Source organism: Streptomyces sp. NPDC091280, assembly GCF_044768565.1.
Classification (GTDB): Bacteria; Actinomycetota; Actinomycetes; order Streptomycetales; family Streptomycetaceae; genus Streptomyces.
Genome location: NZ_JBIVUZ010000012.1, coordinates 19326 through 40661 on the forward strand (window position 1 = coordinate 19326; position 21336 = coordinate 40661).

Here is a 21336-nt window from a genome sequence, read left to right on the forward strand (position 1 = left end):
GCAAGGCGAGTCCTCTTCCCGTCGATACGTTCCCCGGCGACACGTTTCCCGTCACCACAGTCCACGGTCGGCCAGCGCCCGCCGCGCTGTCTCGCGCCGGTCCGACGGTCCGGCCTCGAAGGCCTCCGCGACCCGCCCGGACACCACGCCGTGAGCCAGCCCGGCGGACGTGGTGAAGTACGCGTAGCGCACCGCCTCCGCGCTCGCGGCACCGCGCCGCTCGCCCGGGACGGAGCCCCAAGTGGCCACGGACGCGGCCTCGTACGTCCGCACGGCGGCATGGCCTCGGTCGGTCGGGACGATGCCCTCCGCCTCGATCACGAACGACAGCGGCTGCTCGCACGCCAGCGCGGTGAACAGGGCGATCATCAGCTCGTGGGTCACCGTGTCGCGCACTGCCCCTGGCCCGGTGCCCTCCAGCAGGTACGACGCGAACGCCTCCTCCACCGACAACCCGGGAGCGGTGTACGGGATCAGCCGGAACCGGGCGAAGTGCGGCGAGCCGAGGAAGCCGGTGAGCAGTCCGGCCTCCGTGGCACCGGCGTCCTGGAGGAGACGCAGACCGCGCGGGAACGTGGTTGCGAGGCTGCCGCCGCTGCCGGGCCGCCACACCTGCGAGCGCAACCGGCGTGCGGTGGTGTCCAGTTCGGCCAGGTCGACGCTCGCCAGGCACTCCAACTCGCCGGCATCCGCCGCCACGGCCGCCGCGCCCTCGTCGGCGAGCCGGGCGCGCAGGTCCGCGTCCAGCAGCAACCGCAGGAGCAGGTCGGTCAGTTGGGCGCCGTCCAGCGAAGCGCCCGGCTCCACCGCGGTCATGTCGCCTCCCCGCGCCGCCAGGCGGCGACCAGGTCCCGCAGCCGCGCGTAGTTCCGCCGGGACTTCTCGACCAGTTGTCCGTCCTCGCGGTACATCGGGTCCTCGTAGGACACCCCGAGGAGGTTCGGGCAGCGCGGCAGCAGATACTCGGTCAGCTCCAACTGCTCGTCCAGCAGGACCCCGTGGTGCAGATCGCGGAACCTGCCGCCCACGATCTGGCAGCCCGACAGGTGCAGTTCACGGCAACGGGACAGGGGCAGGGCCTCGATCCCGTCGTACATGCTGCGGCCGGTGCGCCCTCTCAGCCACTGGTAGCTGAGGAGATGGCCGACGTCGAGCGTGACGCGTACGTCGGCGTCCTCCGCGAGGCGGGCGAAGTACTCGAAGGCGTCCATGTGGCCCAGGACGAACGAGCCGCCCTCGGTGAAACCGGGGAACTCGACGTGCAGCGGCGGATCGAGCAGCCGGGCCGCCTCCGCCACGTTCCGCGTGGCGATCTCCAGGCCCGGCCCGGTCAGCGGCGGTGGGAGCGGATAGGGCATCGGGATGCCGCGCAGGCTCCAGATGCCCAGGTCCTCCACCACCCAGGAGAAGCCGTAGCGGGCGGCCAGTTCATTGGTGAACTCGGCGGCCGGGCGGCGGTCGTAGCGCTCCGGGCTGCCCATGTTCAGCTCGGTCTGGTGGAAGGCGCGGGCCGAGCCGGCGGGCACCGCCTCGAAGAAGCGGTCGTAGGCGCGCACATAGTCGGCCGCCTGTACGCGGGCGCGCGAGCGCGGCTGGAACGCGAGGGCCGCGTACGCGAAGTCGCCGCCGTGGCGGTGCAGGAAGGCGCGGACCCGGTCGGTGACGTCCCCGCCGCCGTCGTCGCTCTCCACGAATCCGATCCCGCGCCTGCCGAGGCGTCCGCCGCCCCACGGCATGTCCATCAGGACCCCCAGGCCCATCCGGTGCGCGGGGCCGGTGCCGGTCCGGGTGCCGCCGGGTGCGGTGCGCGGCGCTTGCGTCATGACGAACTCCTGGCAGAGGGTGCGGAGTTGGACAGAGGTGCCGGGTCGGGGATGCCCGCTCCCGCGTCGGCCAGCCGGGCCAGGAGGCGGCGGCCCCGGTCCGTGCGGGCCGTGAGGAGGCCGTCCGGGCGCTGGTCGACGTCGGCGCGGGGGAGGGCGTAGAACCGTTCCCGGACGAGGTCGGCGACGGTGACGCGGTCCGGCGTGGGGGCGTCGGCGTGGGCGGGCACGGTGCGTATCCACGTGTGCGGGCGCAGGGTCGCGGCGGCGGGCGGTCTACGGCCGTCGGCGGCGGGGCGTGCCGGTGCCGGGGCCTTCGTGCGGCCCGGTCTGACGGTGTCGAAGATCCGCACCAGCCGGTCCAGTGCCTCGGTGCGGGTGGGGCCGCCGCGGACCGCCAGCGGGTGGCCGACCCGGCCGGAGAGATAGCTCAGTTCGGGGTTGCCGGCGAGGCGGTCCGAGGTGTCGAGCGTCAGACCGTAGCCCTCCGGGTCGCCCGCCAGTCTGCTGCCGGGCTCCGCCACCATCAGCTCCAACGCGTCGATGCCGATGCGCCGTTCGTTGGCGACGAGGAAGCGCAGGGACGCCTCGAACTCGTCCGGTGTCTCGTCGAGCACCTGGCCCATCACCGTGAAGCGGACGGTGATGCCCGCCGCGTCGAGGTTGTCGAGGATCAGTTGGTAGTCGGCCGCGCGCACGCCCCGCTCCATCCGGTCCAGCAGGCGTTGGGAGGTGCCCTCGTAGCCGACCGAGACCATCGCGCAGCCGACCGCGGCGAGGTCGTGGCACAACTCCGGTTCGGTCAGGGCGGATTCCAGCCGCGCGCGGACACCGAACCGGACCCGGACGCCGCGTTCGCGCACCTCGCGCATCGCCCGCAGGATGAGCCGCAGGTTGGTGTTCTCGTCCGCGACCGACACGAACCGGGTGCCCGTGGCGCGGACCACGGCCTCCACGGCGTCGGCGATCTGGATCGCGGTGCCCTGCTGGTAACCGCCTTGCGGGAGCGCCCGGTTGCCGTACGAGCAGAACGCGCACCGCCCCCAGTAGCAGCCGACGCACGAGACGATCGCCAGCTCCAGGGCGTCGTTGAGATAGGAGCGGAACGGCAGGCCGGTGAAGTCGGGCGGCCCGAGGTCACGGAAGCGCAGGGTCACCGCCGGGCTCGTGCGCGGCCCGGCACCGGCGCGCGGCAGCCAGGTCATGCCGGGCACGGCGGCGAGCGGGACCGTCCCGTCCAGCGCGTCCAGCCAGCGTTCGAGCGGCTGTTCCCCGGCGGTCGGGCACAGGGCGTGGACCGTCTCGCGGACGCCGGGCAGCCGGGCGAGGTCGTCGTGGCGGAGCATCACCTGCTGACCGCCCAGACAGACCAGGGTGTCCGGCGCAAGTCGCCTGACCCAGCCGGCGATCAGCAGCGCGGGCGCGAGCTGACTGAAGAACGCCACGGACAGGCCGACCACCCGGGGCCGATGCCGGCCGAGCAGCCCGGACAGCAGGCGGTGCAGCGAGGCGACCGGTACGCCCGAGTCGGCGGGCGGCCGGTCCGCGGCCCGGCGGACGGCCTCGTCGAGCCGGCCCAGATCCTCCCAGGTCCGCACCAGGAGGCTGTCGCGGACCAGCAGTTCCAGGGCCAGGGTGGCGAGCCGGACCGCGCGGTCCGGGCCCAGCTCGCCCGCCGGCTCCTTGCGCAGCACGTGGGCACGCAACTCGCCGATGTGCGCGGCGAAGACATCGGCCACCGCCCCGCGATACCAGTCGCTCACGGCCGAACCGTCGCCACCCGCGCCCTGGGCACGGACCGCCTCGTCCAGCAGGGCGGGATGGCACAGCACCTCGTGGAGCAACGCGATGTTCAGGTCGGCCTGGTGCACCCGCCGACCCCGGCGCCGCAGATGCCCGGTCAGGTACGGCAGACTCAGATACGGGAAGAACCTGGCCTCGGTCTGCGGCGGGAAGAGCAACAGGACGTCGGTGCGGGTACGGTCCGCCGACTCGCTGGACGGCACGACCCACCTCCTCGTCCCACCGATCTCGTCCGTCGAAGAGTCGCCTCGGCTCCCGGACGTCCTAGTCGGGGATGTCCTCCGTGCTCTCCGCCGCGATGTAGGTGTACGTGTGATAGGCCGCGCCGAGCTTCAACTCGCTGGAATCGATCACCTGGAGTTCTTCGAGCTCACCGAATTCCTCATCGGCGAGCTTCTCGGGGGACACAGCGGTCATGATCGTCTTCCCTTCGTCAGCGTGATGGGAATGTGCCGTTCGCCATGTGCGGCGCCCAGGCTAAGCCAGACAACACGTGCGTCAACAGCCCATACGCCGTCGTTTAGTTGGGCGCGCATCCAGCCAGTTCAGCGACGTGCGGACCCTTCGCCGCAGCGGGGCGGCACCGCAGCCCTCACCGTGACCATGGCGGGTAATCGCCCCCGCGCGGCGGGCGGTTGGGGAGAATGAGCGACAACGCCACGCACGCACAACGCCGTTGAGTCGCTGGAGGGCTGATTGCACCGCCACGTCGACTTCTACCGCCCTGTCGACGCGGTCGTGGTGCGGGCGGCGGTCCGGCCTCCCGACCTTCCCACGGCCTGGCCCGACCTGACCGGTCCGGCCGCGCACCCGGAGGCGTGGCGGGCGTGGCTGCAACAGCTGTGGCGGACAAGGGAGTTCGCCACCGCCGTCGAGTTCTCCAGCCCGGACCTGGCGAGACGGGTGCAGCAGATACGCGCGGGCGAACCGGTGCCGGAACCCGCCGTCCGGCGCGCGGTCCTGTCGGTGCTGCGCTACCTGCTGCGGGCCCGCTCACGTGCCACTCCGTTCGGCCTGTTCGCCGGTGTCGCACCCGCACGCACAGGGCCCGCTCCCACGCTGCGCGTCGGCACCGCCCACCGGTCGGTCACCAGGCCGGACGCGGCCTGGACGGCGGCCCTGGTCGAGCAACTGGAGGAACTCCGGGCGCTCCGGCCCCGGTTGACGCTGATCGCCTCCGGCCTCGCGTTCGAACGCGACGGACGCCTGATCGTCGAGCACCGCTCAAGCACCGCGATCGACGGAGTGCCCGCGCACGTGGGGATACGCGCGACCGCCCCGGTCCGCATGGCCATGGAGGGCGCGCGGGCGCCGGTCCGGTGGGCGGCTCTCGCCGCGACCCTCTCCGCCGGATTCCCGGCCGCCTCGCCCACCGCGATCGACGACCTCCTCGCCAACCTCGTACGCCAGCGCTTCCTGATCACCTGCCTGCGCCACTCGGTCACGGTCTCCGACCCGATCGGCACCCTGCTCGGGCGGACGCCGGACCTGCCCGCGGCCGAAACCGCCGCGCTGCGCGAGGTCGCGGCGGGACTGGCACGACACGACGACGCGACCGCCACGCGTACGGAGACGGGTACGGGTAACGATGCACGTGCCGAGCGCGTGCGTGTGAGCGCCGTGATGCGACGGCTGTGTCCCGGCGCGGAACCGGCGCTCGCGCTCGACCTGCGGCTGGACTGGGACCTGGTGATCCCGGACGCGGTCGCCCAGGAGGCGGCCTCGGCCGCCACCGTGCTCACGCGCCTGGCGCCCCGGGCCGCGCTGAGCCCTGGGTGGACCGCCTGGCACGCCCGGTTCCTCGACCGCTACGGGCCGGGAGCGGCGGTACCCGTCCTGGACGCCGTCGAACTCCTCGGCTACCCCTCCGGCTACCTCGGAACCACCGACGCGGCGACAGGCCCGACCCTCACCACCCGTGACAGCCGACTGCTACGGCTCGCGTACACCGCCGCGACGGCAGGCCGACGTCAGGTGCAGCTCGACGACGCCGCGATCGACGCACTCGCCGTAACAGCTCCCGGCACGCCCGTGCAGCCGAGCACCGAGATGACCGTGCGGATCCACTCCGCGAGCGTGTCCGCCCTGGCACAAGGGGAGTTCACGCTCCATGTCACCGGGGTGGCCCGCGCCGCCGGAACGGCCACCGGGCGTTTTCTGCACCTCTTCGACGCCGACGACCGCCGCCGGATGACCGACGTGTACGCGGGACTGCCCGGCGTCCAACAGGACGCGCTGACCGCGCAGATCGGCGCCACCCCGCTCTACATCCGCTCGGCGAACGTCGCGCACACCCCACAATTCACGGACCTGGTGATCCCCCTCGGTGAGCACCACGGCCCGGACACCGGCCAGTTGCCCGTGACGGACCTGGCGGTGACCGCCGACGCCGAGCGACTGCACCTGGTCTCGGTCTCCCGCCGCCGCCCGGTGCACACGCTGCTGCCGAACGCGGTGGACCTCACCCACCACACCCATCCGCTGGCCCGGTTCCTGATCGAGGCGCCGGTGGCACTGGCCGTCCCCTGCACCGGGTTCGCGTGGGGAGCCGCTGTCTCCGCCCTGCCGTTCCTGCCCGCCCTGCGCCACGGGCGCACCGTCCTGTCCCCGGCCCGCTGGACACTCGGTCACGACGACCTTCCCGACGCGGACACACCGTGGCCGCGCTGGGACGAGGCCATGACCGAGTGGCGTCGTGACGTGTTCCTGCCCGAGCACGTGTACCTGGGCGACGGCGACCGGCGCATGACCCTCGACCTGACGCAGTCCTCGCACCGGCTCCTGCTCCGTACCCACCTGGAGCGCGAAGGCAAGGCGCTGCTGCGGGCCGCACCCGAACCCGGGGACCTGGGCTGGACCGGCGGGCGCGCCCACGAGATCGTCATCCCGTTGGCCGCCGTGGACCGGCCCCGCACACCGGTGAGCGGGCGGGGCAGGACGACCGGCCGGGACCACGGCCGTCTGCCCGGCTGCGACAACTCCCTCTACCTCGCCCTGCACGGGCCTCGCGACCGGCAGAACGCCCTCCTGACCGGCCATCTGCCGCGCCTGCTGGCGGAGTTGGGAGAACCGCGGTGGTGGTTCGACCGCCACCGCGACCCCGAGGATCAGGTCCGTCTCCGGCTGACCTGCGCGCCCGGCGCACTCGGAACCGCTCTCGGGCAGGTCGGCGAGTGGAGCCGCCGGCTGCGGCACGCGGGCCTCATCACCCGCACGAGCCTGGAGACCTACTACCCGCAGGCCGGGCGCTTCGGCGGCCCCGAGGCGATGGAAGCGGCCGAGGAGTACTTCGCCGCCGACGCGACCGCCGCCCTCGCCCAACTGACCGCGCGGACCGCCCCGGACGCCCTCGACGCCCGCGCGGTGACCGCCGCGAGCATGGTGGACATCGCCGTAGGCCTCCTCGGCGACGACATGGAAGCGATGCGCTGGCTGATCGGACACACCCACACGGAACGCAGCGCGCCACCCCGCGCGGTCTACGACCAGGCCATCGCCCTGACGACCGCCCTCCTCACCCCCGGGCTCACCGGACGCCTGGCGCCGGACGCGCGCGTCACGGCGAGCTGGTCCGCACGCCGGAGCGCGCTGGCCGCCTACCGCAGCGCGCTCGACCGCTCGGGCATGCTTTCCGCGCGCGAGCTGCTCCCGGACCTCCTGCATCTCCACCACGTCCGCGCGCACGGGCCAGGACTCCCCGAGGAACGATCGCACCTGCACCTGGCCAGAGCCGCCGCGCTGAGCTGGACGGCACGAGCGAGGCGCGGCGCCGGGGCGGGCCCGGACGCGTAGGTTTCGGCCCGGGAGCACTGCCCGAAAGTATGAAACTCCTGATGGAACGGCGTGTCGCGAACGTCGATCCCGGCACGCTTCGGGTGTCGGAGGCGGACGGACAACAGGGAGTCGATGTGGGACGGCGGCACGAGCGGGTTCCGTTACGCCACCGCACGCGGTATCTGTTCGACAGGACACTCGCGCGCAGCACGGGAGCATTGCTCGGGTGGGTCGCCGTGTGCTGCCTGGCGGTCGTCGTGCCGGTCAGCACCCTGTTGGTGTGGACCGACCCGAACGCGCCGCGCTCGCTGTCGGGGCGGCTGGTGCAGGTGTGGCGTACCAGTGCGGAGACCCTGAGGCTGGGCGTGGCGACGGGTGCGCCGCTGCGGATGCTGCTGTCGGTACTGCTCGGTCTGATCGCCCTGTTGTGCGTGTCGACGGTCGTCGGCGTCGTCACCACGGGGCTGGGCGACCGCCTCGCGGAACTTCGGCGGGGCCGCTCGCGGGTCGTGGAGCGCGGGCACACCGTGGTGCTCGGCTGGTCCGACCAGGTCTTCACCGTGGTCGGCGAGTTGATCGCCGCCCGCTCCACGGGCACCCGGCCGGTGATCACCGTCCTCGCGGACCGGGATCCGCAAGCGATGGAGACGGCGCTCACGTCCGTCCTGGGCGTCACCGCCGGCGTCCGACTGGAGTGCCGCACCGGAGTGCCCTCCGACCCCGGCGCGCTTGCCCTGGTGAGCCCGGGTGCCGCACGCGCGGTGGTGGTGCTGCCCGCCGAGGACACCGACGGCGATCTGACCGTCGTACGGACCCTGCTGGCGCTGCGGACCGTGCTCGGTCCGCGAGGCGGGCCGCGGGTGGTGGCCGCCGTGCACGACGGACGGCGACTCCAGGCCGCGCGGCTCGCCGCCGGACCGCGCGGCACCGTGCTCGGCACCGACCAGACCACCGCGCGACTGCTCGTCCAGTCGGCGCGTCATCCCGGGATGTCCGCGGTGCTGCGCGACCTCCTGGACTTCTCCGGGGCCGAGTTCCACATCGCCGACGTCCCGCAGGCGGCGGGACTGTCCTTCGAGCAGGCCGCGCTGCGGCTGGAGACGTCCTGCGCCGTGGGGTTCCTGCGGGCCGACGGCCGGCCCGTGCTCACTCCGCCGCGCGGGACCGTGCTGGAGGCGGGGGACCGGCTGGTGACCGTCGCCCACGACGACGGTCCCACCCCCTTCGGTGCCCACCGCGCACCGGTCGACCCCACGGCCCTCGCCCCGGCCGGCCCGCCGCCCGAACACCCCTCGCGGCTGCTGCTGTTGGGCTGGAACAGGCGCGCCCCGCTGATCGTCGACACTCTCCGCCGCACCGCCCGACCGGGCGCCACGCTCGACCTGGTCACCGGCCTCGAACCACCCCGCGTCGAGCCCCGCACGGACTCCGCGCCCCTGCGGCTCACCCACCACCCCGGCGACCCGAGCGCACCGGAGACCCTCACCGGCCTCGACCTCCGCGCCTACGACGGTGTCATCGCCCTCGGCGCGGACCGACAGGAGGGCGGAGATCCCGAACGGGCCGACGACCGCACGCTGTTGACGATCCTGAACCTGCGGTCGTGGGAGGAGGAGACGTCCGGGGTGCTGCCTGTCGTGGCCGAGATGCGCGACCACCGCAGCCGGACGATCGCCCCGCTCGGACCCGCCGGGGACGTCATCGTGCGGGGCGAACTCACCGCCCTGCTGATGGCCCAGATCGTGCACACCCCCGAACTCGCCGCCGTGTTCGAGGAGATCTTCGCCGTACGCGGCGGCGCCCTCGCGCTACACCCGGCCGACCGGTACGTCCGGCCCGGCCGTGCGGCCTCCTTCGCCACGGTCGTAGCGGCGGCGCTGCGCGTCGGCGAGTGCGCGATCGGCTACCGCGCGCACGATCCGCGCGCGCCCCGCCCCCACGAGCCGGTCCGTCTGTGCCCCGGCAAGTCCGAACGGCGGGTGTGGCACGCGGAGGACGAGATCCTGGTCCTGACGCCGGGCCGCGCCGAACCCGTACACCCCCCACAGCTCACCGTCCCCGGTACCCGCACCGGACACGGGGAACAGGGCGTCGTACCCCGGCAGGGGGACTCGCCACCGGCCGTGCCCGGGGCGGCCGACATCGCGCCCTGAGCCGCCCGCGGGTCGTGTGCCGTGTGGACGGTCGCGGTCATCGACGCCGTCACGGAGCCGTAGTCGCCGTCCAGTCCCGGATGAGGCGGACCGTGCGTTCGGGGTGTTCTTCGTGCAGGTAGTGGCCGGTGTCGGGCCAGTGGTCGACCCGGGAGCCCGGCACGTGCAGCGTGCCGCGTTCCCATGCGGCGGCCTCGGCCGAGGTCCATACCGTCAGCGCGCGCCGGGTCCGCTGCCGCAGATACGCCTCGCTGCGGGGGCGGACGCCCACCGCGTCCGGGTCGGTGTACATGCCGGCGTAGGCCTCGGCGACGACGTGGTCGGGCGTGCCGAGCATGGTGCGGATGTGCGCCGTACGAAGGCCCACGGGGGCGCTCGGCGAGAAGGCGCCGGCGATGAAGTCGGCCGCCGCGCGGGCGCCGTGGGCGCGGTACCGTGCCAGCCGCTCCGGGATCCCCGCCACCTCCTCGCCGTGCGCGCCGTGCGCCGGGTCGAGCGCGATGACGGAGCGGACGAGGGCCGGGTGCCGTACGGCGAGCAGGTTGACGACCTGGCCGCCCATCGAGTGGCCCACGACGGTCGCCGGTCCGGTGGCCGTGCGGGCGAGCAGCGCGGCGAGGTCGTCGGCCATCTCGACCGGGGTGTTCCCCTGGCCGGGTACCTCGGAGCGGCCGTGCCCGCGCAGGTCGGGGACGAGGACCCGGAACCGGTCGGCGAGGGCCTCGGCGTGCGGGGACCATTCGCGGCCGTCTCCGCCCCAGCCGTGCACCAGGAGCAGCGGCGACCCGTCCTCGGGACCGAGGACGGTGGTGAAGAGGCGGACACGGTCGGGGGTGTGGTCGGTCATGCGTCGCCGTCCGGGGCCGTGAGGTAGGTGGCGTAGGCGAAGTCCGCGTGCACGCCCGCGCCGTCGAGGTCCTGCGCCCACAGTCCCAGCATCGCGCCGGTGAAGCCGAGGACCCGTAGTTGGCCGTCGTGGAATTCGTCGGCGTGCTCGTCGGACAGCACGGTGGCGTCGAGTTCGAGCGGCAGCGCGCGCATTCCCTCGCCGGTGTCGTAGGAGAAGCGCAGGACGGGCAGGTCGAGGTCGGCGTGCAGGACCACCGGGCGTCCGGGGAGCAGAGGTACTTCGGGCAGGTGGGCGGTGAGGCGCCCGGCTTCGCAGCTGAGTGTCCGCAGGACGGGGGAGCCGTCGTCCTGGGCCGTCACGTGGAGGTAGTGCCAGTTGCGGGTGTTGTAGTACGCCGTGAGTCCGGCCAGGTGGTCGGGGGAACGGGGCGCGAAGGTGAGGCTGGTGCGGAAGGAGCAGCGGCGGGCGGTCACCCGCCGGGCCAGCAGGCTGGGGGCGCGGCGGCCGGCCGGTGACTGGCCGCCGCGGACACGCAGTCCGCCGGGTACCGGTTCGATCCAGTCCGGGCCGGCCGGCCGGCGCAGGGTGGACCAGTCGGGGCCCAGGGCGGGTGAGTCGAAGTGGTCGGTGGCGGGCGGTGGTTGGGGCGCGGGTACCGGTGGGAGGGCGGGCGCCGGGACCGTGACGGCGGGGACGGCTCCGGTGATCCGGGGCCAGCCCTCCTCGGTCCACGTCACCGGTTGCAGTGCGGTCTCCCGCCCGAGCACGCACCGGCCCCGCTCGGTGTGGGGGCGGGCGACGATGTGGGCCGAGTACCACTCGCCCGCCGGTGTCTCGACGAGGGAGCAGTGACCGGCCTTCTGGAGTTCCAGCGTCGGATCGTGCCGGGAGGTGAGCAGGGGCCCGGCCGGGTCGGGTTCGTACGGGCCGAACAGGTCGCGGGAGCGGGCGACGGCCGCGCCGTGCTCGTAGCCGGTGCCGCCCTCCGCGTGGACCAGGTAGTACCAGCCGTCCCGGCGGTAGAGGTGCGGGCCCTCGGCGACTCCGGCGGCGGTGCCGACCGAGATCGTCCGTGGCTCGCCGCGCAGTGCCCGCTTGTCGCGGTCGTACTCCTGGAGTTCGATCCCGGCGAAGGACTCGTGGCCCGGCCGCCAGTCGAAGCGCATGTTCAGCAGCCAGCTGCGCCCGTCGCCGTCCGTGCTGTCGTCGTGGAAGAGGGACACGTCGAAACCGCGGCCGTGCAGCGGGACCGGGTCCGACCACGGGCCCTCGATCGACGGGGCTGTGGTGACGTAGTTGGGGAGGTCCTTCCAGCCCTCCGCGTAGGTGTCCACGACGGTGAAGACGAGGTGGAACAGGCCGTCGGCGTACGACAGTCCGGGCGCCCAGATCCCGCCGGAGTCCGGGACGCCGGTCAGGTCGAGCAGGCGTGTGCTGTCCAGGACCCCGCCCAACGGCCGCCAGTTCACCAGGTCCCGGGAGTGGTGGATCCGGACACCCGGACACCATTCGAAGGTGGAGGTGGCGAGGTAGAAGTCGGCACCGACGCGCAGGATCACCGGGTCGGGTTCGAAGCCGCGCAGGACGGGGTTCTGGATCAGCGGGGTCACGGATGCTCCGGTCAGAGGGTGAACAACAGGGTGCCGAAGCCCACGTGGTCGCACTGGAACGCCGCGCCCTCCGGCTGGAGTCGCTCGACGGCGGCATAGGTCCAGGGCGTGGGCAGGCTGCGGCGCTTGACGTAGTGGTTGAAGGCCAGCTCGTAGATCGGGCGCAGATTGCCGCGCTCGACGGTGGAGATCGCGTTGTAGGTGGCCTGGCAGGAGCCCCAGACGGCGTACGGGACGTCGTTGCCGAGGTTGTACTTCGCCGTGTACTCGTACCCCGCGAGCAGCCGGTTGGACGAGGCGGAGTAGAGGTCCTGGCCCTGCACCCAGGCGATCTCGCAGGCCTCGGCCATGCTGCCGAGGATGAGCTGGGTGTGGGCCTGGTCGCGTCCGCTGTCCACGCACTGCCCGGTGTCGCCGATCACCCGGCTGATCTTGCAGCAGTCGTGCAGATAGAAGGCGTCGACGGCCGCGTTGTAGACGGAGGTGTCGTTGCAGAACACCCCCATGGCCATCATCGCCTTGACGCAGTTGGTGCCCCAGCCGGCGTCACCGAAGGTGTTGACGAGAGGGACGAAGACGTTCTTGAAGAGGTTCTCGGTCCGGGTGATCTCCGTCGCCGACCAGGTCCCGGAGGGCGCGGTGTACCGCATGAGTTCCGCGGCGGCGGCGAGCTTGAACCCGTAGATCGAGGCCGCGAGTTGGGCGTCCTTGCCGGTGATCGAGGTGAGGGTCGACGACCAGGCCTTGATGATCTGGAGGGCCTTGGTCGCGTGGGCGGTGGTACCGGTGAGGTTCCACATCAGGGCGTTCTGGTAGGCGGCGTTGCAGTCGTTCCAGAACTCCCAGTTGTACAGCTCGGTGGAGCCCCGGTCGACCGAGGCGAACGGGCCGAGCATGGTGTACGTCGACTGCGAGTACTGGTCGGCCCTGAAGACGTTCCAGCCGCTGAGCCAGGGCTCGGTGCCGGCGGCGATCCGGGTCTTCATCCGCTGGATGTCGGAGAGCTTGTGCAGCACTCCGGGGTGGATGAAGGAGGTGAGGGCGTCGGCCTCGGGGGCGAGGACCAGCCCGGTGGCGGCTGCGGCGGTGCCGACGGCGGTGATCTTCAGGAACCGGCGGCGGGTGGGGGCGGGCGTCCCGGACGTGGGACGGACGGGGAAGTGCGGCTCGGTCATGCGGTCTTCTCGTCTCACTCGTCGTTGAGTGTGCCTGCGTCAGCCGTCGTGGCGGGAGCCCCGGTGGAGCACGAGGGTGCTGTGCGGGCCGACCTTGGGGCGCTGTCCGGCGCCGACGTTCCTGCCGGTGGCGAGGTCGCGGGCCGGGCCGAAGGCGGGGCGCGCGGGAAGGGTGAAGGTCTTGTCGGTGCTGGTGTTCATGGCGATGAGGTAGTCGCCGTACTCGCACAGATAGAACGGCGCGCGGCCCACGAGCATGGTCTCCACGCCCTCGAAGTGGACGCCGATGGCGGGGTCGGGCACGTCCGCCGGGATGGGGGCGAGGTGGTACACGTCTCCGGCCAGCGCCTGGTGGAGGGTGTCACCGGGGGGCGGGAAGCCGCCCGGCGGGAGGCCGCCGGCCGCGGGGTCGTTGATGGCGTAGTCCCACAGGATCCAGTCGCGGACGGTGAACGTGTCGTCGGTGGTGCCGGCGGAGTGCTGGCGGACGGTCGCGGACCGCTGGTCGACGGGGGTCACGTGGTGGATGCGGGCGTAGTCGTTGACGCCCTGGCGGGCCCGCCAGTACAGGGAGGCGAAGAGGAGTTCGCGGCCGTTCTTGACGGCTATGCAGCCGTTGTCCTCGTCGGTGAAGACGAAGTCGGGCCTGTCCCAGTCCGTGGGGATGCGGCCCGGACGGCTGGGCAGCGCCTGGAAGGCGTCCCAGTCGCGGGAGACCAGACGCAGCGCGGCGAGCCCGACGCGGGTCCAGGTGTGGTTGATGAGCAGGTCCAACTGCCGGTAGAACTGGCCGTCGTTCATCATCTCCTGGGTCCAGCCGACGATGTCGGGATCCTTGAACACGACGGCCGACATGACCGGGTGGGAGTCCCAGACGGTGCGGGACGCGTACGCGATCTCGCCCGGGTAGACCTCGTTGCGCCAGCCGATGACCGTCTCGATGCGGGCGACCCGGGCGCCGGTCTCGTCGACGTCGACGACGCGGAACCGGCCGCGCGCCTTGATGATGTCGACCATCTGCTTGCGCAGTTCGGGCGCGTCCTGGCCCTGATAGCCGCGGGTGACGGACTCGTACATCATGACGAGCCAGTCGATCACCTCGCCGTAGCTGCCGACATAGCCGAGCTCGCGGGTCAGGCCAGCCTTCGTCACCTGGTAGTAGCTCTCGCCGAGCGGCTTGGTCGGGTTGCCGTCCGCGTCCTCGGGACCGAGATAGGGCGTCATGCCGAGCGACTGGTACAGATAGCCGCGGGCCTTGTCCTCGGACAGCGCGAGGGCCGGGTCGAGCAGACCGAGGCCGCGGTTGGCCTGGTAGATGCCGATGGCGCAGATCTGCGACTGGTTGGTGTAGTGCGGGAAGTGCCGACGCCAGTAGTCGCGGCTGGACGTGAGCATGTCGGTGTACGCGGCGCGTCGGACCGGCTGCTCCACCGTGCCGGTGCCGGCCGGGGCGGTGACCACCAGGTCGTCGAACCAGGCCGTGCCCGGACCGGACAGCCGTAGATGGAACTCGACCTGGGTCGCCCCGGACGGGGTCGCCAGGTCGATCGACACCTGTTCCCAGTCGTGGGTGCCCGTCGTCGCGAACTTGCGGTGGTCGCTGCCGACGAGGTTGCCGCTCGCGTCGAAGAAGAGGGGGTCGATGTGGGCGCCGTCCCCGGTGACGCCGTCGGTCCTGATCCAGGCGCTGTAGGTGTACGTGCCCTCGCCGACCTGGAACTTCGCCGTGTTGTAGGCGGTGATGAAGCCGTTGGACGCGGTCGCCGTCACCTTGAGGGAGGCGGAGCCGGAGCGGGCGACGGTCGTGTCGCGCGCCCAGGAGGCGTCGGCGGTCCTGCCCCAGCCGGGCACGGCCCAGCCCGCCGGTGTGCCCTCGCCCAGTTCGAAGCCGGGGTTGCGCAGCTCGGTGGGCCGGATCAGGTCGACGGAGTCGAACCAGGCCGTGCCGGGCCCCGACAGCCGCAGATGCATCTCCAACTGGGTGGCGCCGTCCGGCGTGTCGAGGTCGATGGAGACGTACTGCCAGTCGTGGGTGCCGGTCGTCGCGAACTTGCGGTGGTCGCTGCCGACGAGGTTGCCGCTCGCGTCGAAGAAGAGGGGGTCGATGTGGGCGCCGTCCCCGGTGACGCCGTCGGTCCTGATCCACGCGCCGTAGGTGTAAGTACCTTTGCCTATACGGGTCTTGGGGGAGGAGTACACCGTGATGAAGCCGTTGGACGCAGTCGCCGTCACCTTGAGGGAGGCGGAGCCGGAGCGGGCGACGGTGGTGTCCCGGGACCAATTGGCGTCGGCGGTCCTGCCCCAGCCCGGCACCTGCCAGCCCTCCGGCGTGTCGCCGCCCTCCTCGAAGCCGGGGTTGGCTATCTCGTACGGCGAGCCGGTCACCTTCTGGTCCAGCCGGTCGCCCAGATGCTCCCAGAGGAGCGCGAGGACCAGACCGACCCGGCCGAAGCCCTGCCACTGCTGGTCGGAGCCGGTCAGCACGGTCGCGTCGTTCTTCCAGGCCATGTAGCGGCCGTCGAGCGCCCGCAGCACCCGGTCCAGCGCGACGGGGTTCTGGTACGCCGGGCTGCCGGACCAGAGGTAGCCCTCGGCGAGGGACTGGAAGGCCCAGGCGTCCATGCCGGCCGGGCTGGCACCGCTCAGGTAGTACGCCTGGTCCTTGTCGACCCGCTTGCGGACGGCGTCCAGGGCCTCGGGACCCTCGACCGTGCGCACCTTGGGGCTGGGAGCCGGTCCCTGCGCCTCGCCCTTGGGCGGGACGAAGCAGGGCTCGGTGTGCGTGTAGAGGCGGTAGATGCCGCGCGAGGACGTCGTCATCTTGTAGTAGAGCTGGTCGGCGTTCTGGCCGTAGGACCAGATGCGGCCCATCGAGCGGATCTCCAGCGTCACCTTCTTCTTGCCCCGGGTGAGCCGCTCGGGCAGCGGAAGGGTGTGGAAGAAGAAACGGCCCGGGGTGCGCGGTGCCGTGTCGAGGATGTCGAGGCTGTCCACGGCGCCCTCGTCCTGGTAGCCGACCTGAAGGCCGTCGCAGAACAGCTGGAGGCGCCACATGTTCGTGCCGGACGCCGACTGCTGGGAGGTCGGGTCGTAGTCGTCGCCCCACAGGCGGACGGTCACGTAGGTGGTGTCGGTCGGGCTGACGGCGACGTCGAACTTGAGCGTGCCGCCCCAATAGGTCGCCGGCTGCGTCGGGTTGAGGATCCGGGCCCGCTGGCCGAGACCTCCGGTGACCGTGTCGGAGAGGGTGGCGGTGAGGTGGTGCGCGGACTCGGAGGAGGTGTTGCCGAAGACCACCACGTCCAGGGGCTTGCACACCGCGGTCGCGGTCGCGGGTGCGGCGGCGGGTGCGGCGAGGGCGGGCCGGGTGCTCAGCAGGCCGAAGCCGGCCGCTGCGGCAGAGGTGGTTCCGGCGTACTTGAGGACGTCACGTCGTCTGGGTGCGTTGGGCACGGATGGTCCTTTACTTGAGGCTGCCCATGAGGATTCCGCTGCGCCAGTACTTCTGGAGCGCGAACATGAACACGGCGAGCGGGACGATCGAAAGGAGGGATCCGGTGAGGACGAGCGTGTTCATGTCGCGGGCGGTCTGCGCCTGTTGGAGCCATGAGTAGAGGCCCAGGGTGACCGGGAAGCTGCGCTCGCCGTTCAGCATGAACAGGGGGAGGAAGAAGTTGTTCCAGATCCCGATGAAGTCGAGCATGAAGATGGTGATGCCGCCGGTCCGCATGAGCTTCAGCGCGACCGACCAGAAGATCCGCAGCTCGGAGGCGCCGTCGATACGGGCCGCCTCCATCAGCTCGGTGGGTACGGAGCTGTCGGCGTAGACCTTGCCGAGGTAGACCCCGAAGGGGTTGATGAAGTAGGGAATCAGGATCGACCAGATGGTGTTGGTGAGGCCGATCTTGGCGAAGACGAGGTAGAGCGGGAAGGCCAGCAGGGTGCTGGGCAGCAGGGACGCGCCGACGATGACCGCGAACAGGGCGCCCCGGCCCGGGAATTGGAACTTCGACAGCCCGTATCCGGCGGCGAGCGAGATGAGCGTCGAGCCGGCCGCGCCGAGCGTGGAGTACAGGATCGAGTTGCCGATCCAGCGGGTGAACACACCGTCGTGGTACGTCCAGATCTGCTGGAGGTTGTCGCCGAGGTGGTTGCCGGAGAACCACAGACCGAAGGTGGAGTAGAGGTCGCTCTGGTTCTTCGTGGAGGAGACGATCAGGAACCAGGTCGGGCCGAGCGAGTAGACCAGGAAGAGGACCAGCAGACCGGTGGTGAGGGCCACGGCGCGTCGGGTGGGACGGACTCCGCCCCCGGAGGCAGGGCTGCTCATGACATCTTCCTGTTCGTCACGCGGTGGAAAACGAAGGCGAGGACACCGGTGACACAGGCCAGCACCAGCGATTCGGCGGCGGCGTACTGGTAGTTGCCGGCCTTGAACGCCTGGTCGAAGATCTCCATCATCGGCGTGAAGTCGGTGTTGATGGACTCCGGCGCGATCTGCCGCAGCATCAGCGGCTCGGTGAACAGCTGGAGTCGGCCGATCAGCGAGAACATGCCGGTCAGCACCAGGATCCCGGTGATGTTCGGGACCTTGACCGACCAGGCGATTCGCCACTCCTTCGCCCCGTCCAGCCGGGCCGCCTCGTACAGCTCACGGGGCAGCGCCTGGAGCGAGGCGGAGATGAGGATCATGTTGAAGCCGATCCCCTGCCAGGTCAGCAGGTTGCCCAGCGAGAGATAGGTGTTCAGGCCGCCGAAGAAGTCGATGTCGGTACCGGCCCGGTGCGCCAGGTCCAGCAGCGGGCTGCCCGTGGGGCTGTAGAGGAACAGCCACATGACGGTCGACACCACGGCGGGCACGACGTACGGGATCAGCAGCGCGGCCCGGAAGAAGCGCACCGCCCGCGCGGCGACCCCGTCGAGCAGCAGTGCCAGCAGCAGGGAGATCCCCAGCATCACCGTGATCTGGACCGTGCCGAACAGCAGGGTGCGCAGCATGCTCGCCCAGAAGGCGTGGTTGCCCAGGACCGACGCGAAGTTGTCGAATCCGGTGTAGACGACGCGGGTCGGTCCGAAGCCGAGGCCGCTGCTCTTCTTCTTGTACAGGCTCTGGCCGAACGCGTAGCCGATCGGCAGCACGTAGGTGACCAGGAATCCCACGAGGAAGGGCAGCGTGAACAGCACTCCCTTGTAGGTCCCCCGTCCCCCGGCCCGGCGGGGGGAGGACCGCCGGACGGGGGAGTCGGTGGCGACCTTGGGCGGTCGCGTCTGGGTGGACACGGATATCTCCAGATGAGGTGCGCCGACGGGCACGGGTGCCGGGCCGGTGTGCGGTGCGAGGAGGGGAGGCGGTGACCTGGGGTCAGCTGCCGGCGACGGCCTTGATGCCCTTGCCCTTGAGGTCGTCGAGGGTCCACTGCTGGAGATGCGTGAGCATGGCCTTGACGGTGAGTTGCTTCTTCATGACCTTGCCCCACTGCTTCTGCATCTCGGAGTACATCGCGGCGTAGTCGGGGCCGTACTGCCACTGCTCGCCGACCCGGGAGGCGGCGGTGGTGATGACGTTCGCGCTGTCGGACCTGCCGTTGAACATCTCGGTGGGGATGATCTTGTCGACGTAGGGGGAGACGTCCTTGACGGCGGGGAAGAGGCCCGACTTGGACTTCGGGTCGGTCAGCGCGGTCAGGGACTCCTTGCTGCTGGAGAGCCAGGCGGCGAACTGGGCCGCGCGGTCGGGGTACTTGCAGCCCTTGAGGACGGCGGTGGTGTCGAAGTTGCTGGACGTCTGCGGCTTCGCGGTGTCGAAGAGCGGCGCGTCGGCGAGCTGCCACTCGCCCCTGGACTTCGGGAAGTTGGTGTCGTAGATCGGCAACTGCCAGGTGGAGGTGGTCATCGCGATGGTCTTGCCGAGGTCCCAGGTCTTGAAGACGCCGGGGTCGGCGTAGGAGGCGTTGGAAGCGAGGTTGTCGTCGACCAGCCGCTGGACGACATCGCCGGCCTTGAGCGCGTCGGGCGAGGTGAAGTCGATGACCCAGTGGTCGCCGTCGGCCTTGTACCACTGGGCGCCGGCGGACCAGGAGAGGTCGACGAGCGTGCTCGGGTCCTCACCTGCCATGTTGAAGATCTTGACGTTCTTGTCCTGCTTCTGGACCTTCTCGCCGGCCGCGATCAGGTCGTCCCAGGTCTTCGGCGCCTGGATGCCGTACTTCTGGAAGAGGTCCGCGCGGTAGGCCGTGAACAAGGGTGAGGAGCCGGTGGGGATGCCGAAGGTGGTGCCGCCGGGACTGACCGCGTTCCAGGCGGCCGTGGTGTAGGCCGCCTTGTAGGGGGCGGCGGTCTTCGTGATGTCGGTGAGCAGGCCGTCCGCGGCGAAGCTCGCCAGGTTCATCCCGTCCATCTTCGCCAGACACGGGGCGGTGCCCGCGTTCACCGCGGCCCGCAGCTTCTGGTAGACGGTGTCGCCCGCCGCGTTCACGAACTTGATCTGCGTGTCGGGGTGCTCCTTGTTCCACACCTTGGTCTGGGTCTCGATGCCGTCGGTCCAGCTCCAGAACTCCAGGGTGACCTTGCCCTTCGTCTTCGGTGCGGCCTCGGAACCGCTGCCGTCCGAGCAGGCGGCCAGGAGCAGGGACAGGGACGCCACGGCGGCCACCGGGGCGACGGCTCTGCTGCGGATGCGGAAGTGGGACATCGGTCCTCCACGAGGGGAACGAGACGGCGCCGGCGGTGTCGGGAAGGCGGCGCGGTCGTGTGGTGCAAAGGGGAGTGAAACCGGCACTGCTCATCAGGAGCAGTAATCGTTTGTCGTGGACCGTACGGCCGAAACGGGCGGATCCACAAGGGGGAGGCGCCGGATTGTTTCGCCGAACTTTCAAGAACGTTACCTCTCGACCCGTTCTACCTGCACAGTTCGGTGATTTCGGCGCAGGCTCGCGCGCACGGCCGCTCGGTTCACTCCGTGGTGAAGCATTGACCGGCGCCGGGACGGCTTCTAGCTTGGAATACGTTTACTAACCTTGCGGCGTCTCGCTCGCCCCCCATGAGCCCGAGCAGGAGCATCACCATGTCGGCATCAGCATCGCCTCACGCGCTCTTCGTCATGAACCCCGTCCACCTGCGCGAACTCTTCCCCGCGCCGCTGATGGACCGGCTCCGCCGGCTGGTGCGGATCGATCCCGGGCTCGTCGTCCAGGACTTCGCCGACCCGGCGGCAGCGGCGGCCCTGAGCCGGGCCGAGGTGCTCATCACGGGCTGGGGCTGCCCCCACATCGGCCCGCAGGCACTGGAGGCGGCGCCACGGCTGCGGACCGTGCTGCACGCGGCCGGAAGCGTCCGGCACATGGTCGGCGAGCCGTTCTGGGAGCGGGGCATCACCCTGTCCAGCGCGGTGCGGGCGAACGCCCTGCCCGTCGCGGAGTACACGCTCGCCGCGATCCTGCTCTCCGGAAAGAACGCCTTCGGACTGCGCGAGCGCTTCCGCACCGAGCAGGTCTATCCCGCGCCGACGGAGTACGCGACGGTGGGCAACGTAGGCCGCCGCGTCGGACTGATCGGCGCCTCCCGCGTGGGCCGACGGGTCCTTGAGCTGCTGCGGCCGTTCGACCTGTCGGTGAGCCTCTTCGACCCCTACGTCGACGCGGCCGAGGCGCGGGAACTCGGCGCCGTCTCCCTCCCGTTGGACGAACTGCTGCGCACCAGCGACATCGTCAGCGTGCACGCCCCCGACATACCGCAGACGCAGGGAATGCTCAGCCGCGCGCGACTGGCGCTGATCCCCGACGGCGGCGTACTGATCAACACCTCGCGGGGCGCCCTGATCGACCACACCGCGCTCACCGAGGAACTGGTCGCCGGGCGGCTCAGCGCGGTCCTGGACGTCACCGACCCGGAGCCGCTGCCCGCCGGCTCCCCGCTCTACAGCCTGCCCAACGTCTTCCTCACCCCGCACATCGCCGGCTCCCTGGGCAACGAACTCACCCGTCTCGGCGAGACCGTCGTACAGGAACTGGAACGCATCAGCACCGGCCGCCCGCCCGCGCACCCGGTGCACCGGGCCCAACTCGCCATCAGCGCCTGACCACTTCCCATTCCCCCCGTTCTCTCTCCTTTCCAGCTCTCTCCTTTCCGGCACGCGCGTGACGCTCTTCG

14 protein-coding genes are annotated in these 21336 nt (G+C 71.2%); 3 read left to right on the plus strand and 11 right to left on the minus strand.

Annotated features, from left to right (window positions below; genetic code table 11):
* Window positions 1–51: 51 nt before the first annotated feature.
* From ACIQPR_RS32905 to ACIQPR_RS32920, 4 genes are all read right to left on the minus strand, one after another.
* Complete coding sequence (locus ACIQPR_RS32905) at window positions 52–816, minus strand: hypothetical protein (protein ID WP_403655685.1); 765 nt, start codon at window positions 814–816, stop codon at window positions 52–54.
* Window positions 813–1823 (minus strand): DUF692 family multinuclear iron-containing protein, encoded by a 1011-nt coding sequence (locus tag ACIQPR_RS32910; protein ID WP_403655687.1) that lies wholly within the window; start codon window positions 1821–1823, stop codon window positions 813–815. Before ACIQPR_RS32910 ends, ACIQPR_RS32905 begins: the two co-directional genes overlap by 4 nt.
* On the minus strand, window positions 1820–3829 hold the full coding sequence (locus ACIQPR_RS32915) for a B12-binding domain-containing radical SAM protein (protein ID WP_403655689.1): 2010 nt from the start codon (window positions 3827–3829) through the stop codon (window positions 1820–1822). Before ACIQPR_RS32915 ends, ACIQPR_RS32910 begins: the two co-directional genes overlap by 4 nt.
* A 61-nt stretch (window positions 3830–3890) precedes the next feature.
* Window positions 3891–4043 (minus strand): hypothetical protein, encoded by a 153-nt coding sequence (locus tag ACIQPR_RS32920; protein WP_280882897.1) that lies wholly within the window; start codon window positions 4041–4043, stop codon window positions 3891–3893.
* A gap of 279 nt (window positions 4044–4322) precedes the next feature.
* Between ACIQPR_RS32920 and ACIQPR_RS32925 the strand changes: the two genes are divergently transcribed.
* On the plus strand, window positions 4323–7418 hold the full coding sequence (locus tag ACIQPR_RS32925; RefSeq protein ID WP_403655692.1) for a lantibiotic dehydratase: 3096 nt from the start codon (window positions 4323–4325) through the stop codon (window positions 7416–7418).
* A gap of 41 nt (window positions 7419–7459) precedes the next feature.
* Complete coding sequence (locus tag ACIQPR_RS32930; RefSeq protein ID WP_403655693.1) at window positions 7460–9553, plus strand: NAD-binding lipoprotein; 2094 nt, start codon at window positions 7460–7462, stop codon at window positions 9551–9553.
* Between the two features lie 49 nt (window positions 9554–9602).
* Here the strand turns inward: ACIQPR_RS32930 and ACIQPR_RS32935 are convergent, their stop codons facing one another.
* The 7 genes from ACIQPR_RS32935 to ACIQPR_RS32965 all read right to left on the minus strand — a co-directional run bounded on the left by ACIQPR_RS32935 (window position 9603) and on the right by ACIQPR_RS32965 (window position 19879).
* Window positions 9603–10400 (minus strand): alpha/beta fold hydrolase, encoded by a 798-nt coding sequence (locus ACIQPR_RS32935; RefSeq protein ID WP_403655695.1) that lies wholly within the window; start codon window positions 10398–10400, stop codon window positions 9603–9605.
* Window positions 10397–12004 (minus strand): glycoside hydrolase family 43 protein, encoded by a 1608-nt coding sequence (locus ACIQPR_RS32940; protein WP_403656458.1) that lies wholly within the window; start codon window positions 12002–12004, stop codon window positions 10397–10399. Before ACIQPR_RS32940 ends, ACIQPR_RS32935 begins: the two co-directional genes overlap by 4 nt.
* Before the next feature lie 20 nt (window positions 12005–12024).
* A complete protein-coding gene (locus ACIQPR_RS32945) occupies window positions 12025–13188 on the minus strand; it encodes an alginate lyase family protein (protein WP_403655697.1) in 1164 nt (387 codons plus the stop codon).
* A gap of 39 nt (window positions 13189–13227) precedes the next feature.
* The gene (locus tag ACIQPR_RS32950) at window positions 13228–16641 is read right to left on the minus strand and encodes a Tat pathway signal sequence domain protein (RefSeq protein ID WP_403655699.1); all 3414 of its coding nucleotides are present in this window, start codon (window positions 16639–16641) and stop codon (window positions 13228–13230) included.
* Between the two features lie 10 nt (window positions 16642–16651).
* The gene (locus ACIQPR_RS32955; protein ID WP_403655701.1) at window positions 16652–17518 is read right to left on the minus strand and encodes a carbohydrate ABC transporter permease; all 867 of its coding nucleotides are present in this window, start codon (window positions 17516–17518) and stop codon (window positions 16652–16654) included.
* Entirely contained in the window at window positions 17515–18468 is a 954-nt protein-coding gene (locus ACIQPR_RS32960) for a carbohydrate ABC transporter permease (protein ID WP_403655703.1), read from the minus strand. The genes ACIQPR_RS32955 and ACIQPR_RS32960 overlap by 4 nt, the downstream gene beginning before the upstream one ends.
* An 82-nt stretch (window positions 18469–18550) precedes the next feature.
* Window positions 18551–19879, minus strand: a complete 1329-nt coding sequence (locus ACIQPR_RS32965) for an ABC transporter substrate-binding protein (RefSeq protein ID WP_403655705.1) — start codon at window positions 19877–19879, stop codon at window positions 18551–18553.
* A gap of 372 nt (window positions 19880–20251) precedes the next feature.
* On the opposite strand from ACIQPR_RS32965, the gene ACIQPR_RS32970 reads away from it, so the two are divergent.
* Window positions 20252–21265: a hydroxyacid dehydrogenase gene (locus tag ACIQPR_RS32970; protein WP_403655707.1), complete on the plus strand. Its 1014-nt coding sequence runs from the start codon at window positions 20252–20254 to the stop codon at window positions 21263–21265.
* Window positions 21266–21336 lie beyond the last annotated feature (71 nt).

What these genes read in the sequence shown, in the direction of transcription:
- ACIQPR_RS32905 (WP_403655685.1), bottom strand. Translation starts at nt 816, where the DNA reads ATGACCGCGGTGGAGCCGGGCGCTTCGCTGGACGGCGCCCAACTGACC.
- ACIQPR_RS32955 (WP_403655701.1), bottom strand. Translation starts at nt 17,518, where the DNA reads ATGAGCAGCCCTGCCTCCGGGGGCGGAGTCCGTCCCACCCGACGCGCC.
- ACIQPR_RS32965 (WP_403655705.1), bottom strand. Translation starts at nt 19,879, where the DNA reads ATGTCCCACTTCCGCATCCGCAGCAGAGCCGTCGCCCCGGTGGCCGCC.
- ACIQPR_RS32935 (WP_403655695.1), bottom strand. Translation starts at nt 10,400, where the DNA reads ATGACCGACCACACCCCCGACCGTGTCCGCCTCTTCACCACCGTCCTC.
- ACIQPR_RS32920 (WP_280882897.1), bottom strand. Translation starts at nt 4,043, where the DNA reads ATGACCGCTGTGTCCCCCGAGAAGCTCGCCGATGAGGAATTCGGTGAG.
- ACIQPR_RS32970 (WP_403655707.1), top strand. Translation starts at nt 20,252, where the DNA reads ATGTCGGCATCAGCATCGCCTCACGCGCTCTTCGTCATGAACCCCGTC.
- ACIQPR_RS32910 (WP_403655687.1), bottom strand. Translation starts at nt 1,823, where the DNA reads ATGACGCAAGCGCCGCGCACCGCACCCGGCGGCACCCGGACCGGCACC.
- ACIQPR_RS32930 (WP_403655693.1), top strand. Translation starts at nt 7,460, where the DNA reads ATGGAACGGCGTGTCGCGAACGTCGATCCCGGCACGCTTCGGGTGTCG.
- ACIQPR_RS32945 (WP_403655697.1), bottom strand. Translation starts at nt 13,188, where the DNA reads ATGACCGAGCCGCACTTCCCCGTCCGTCCCACGTCCGGGACGCCCGCC.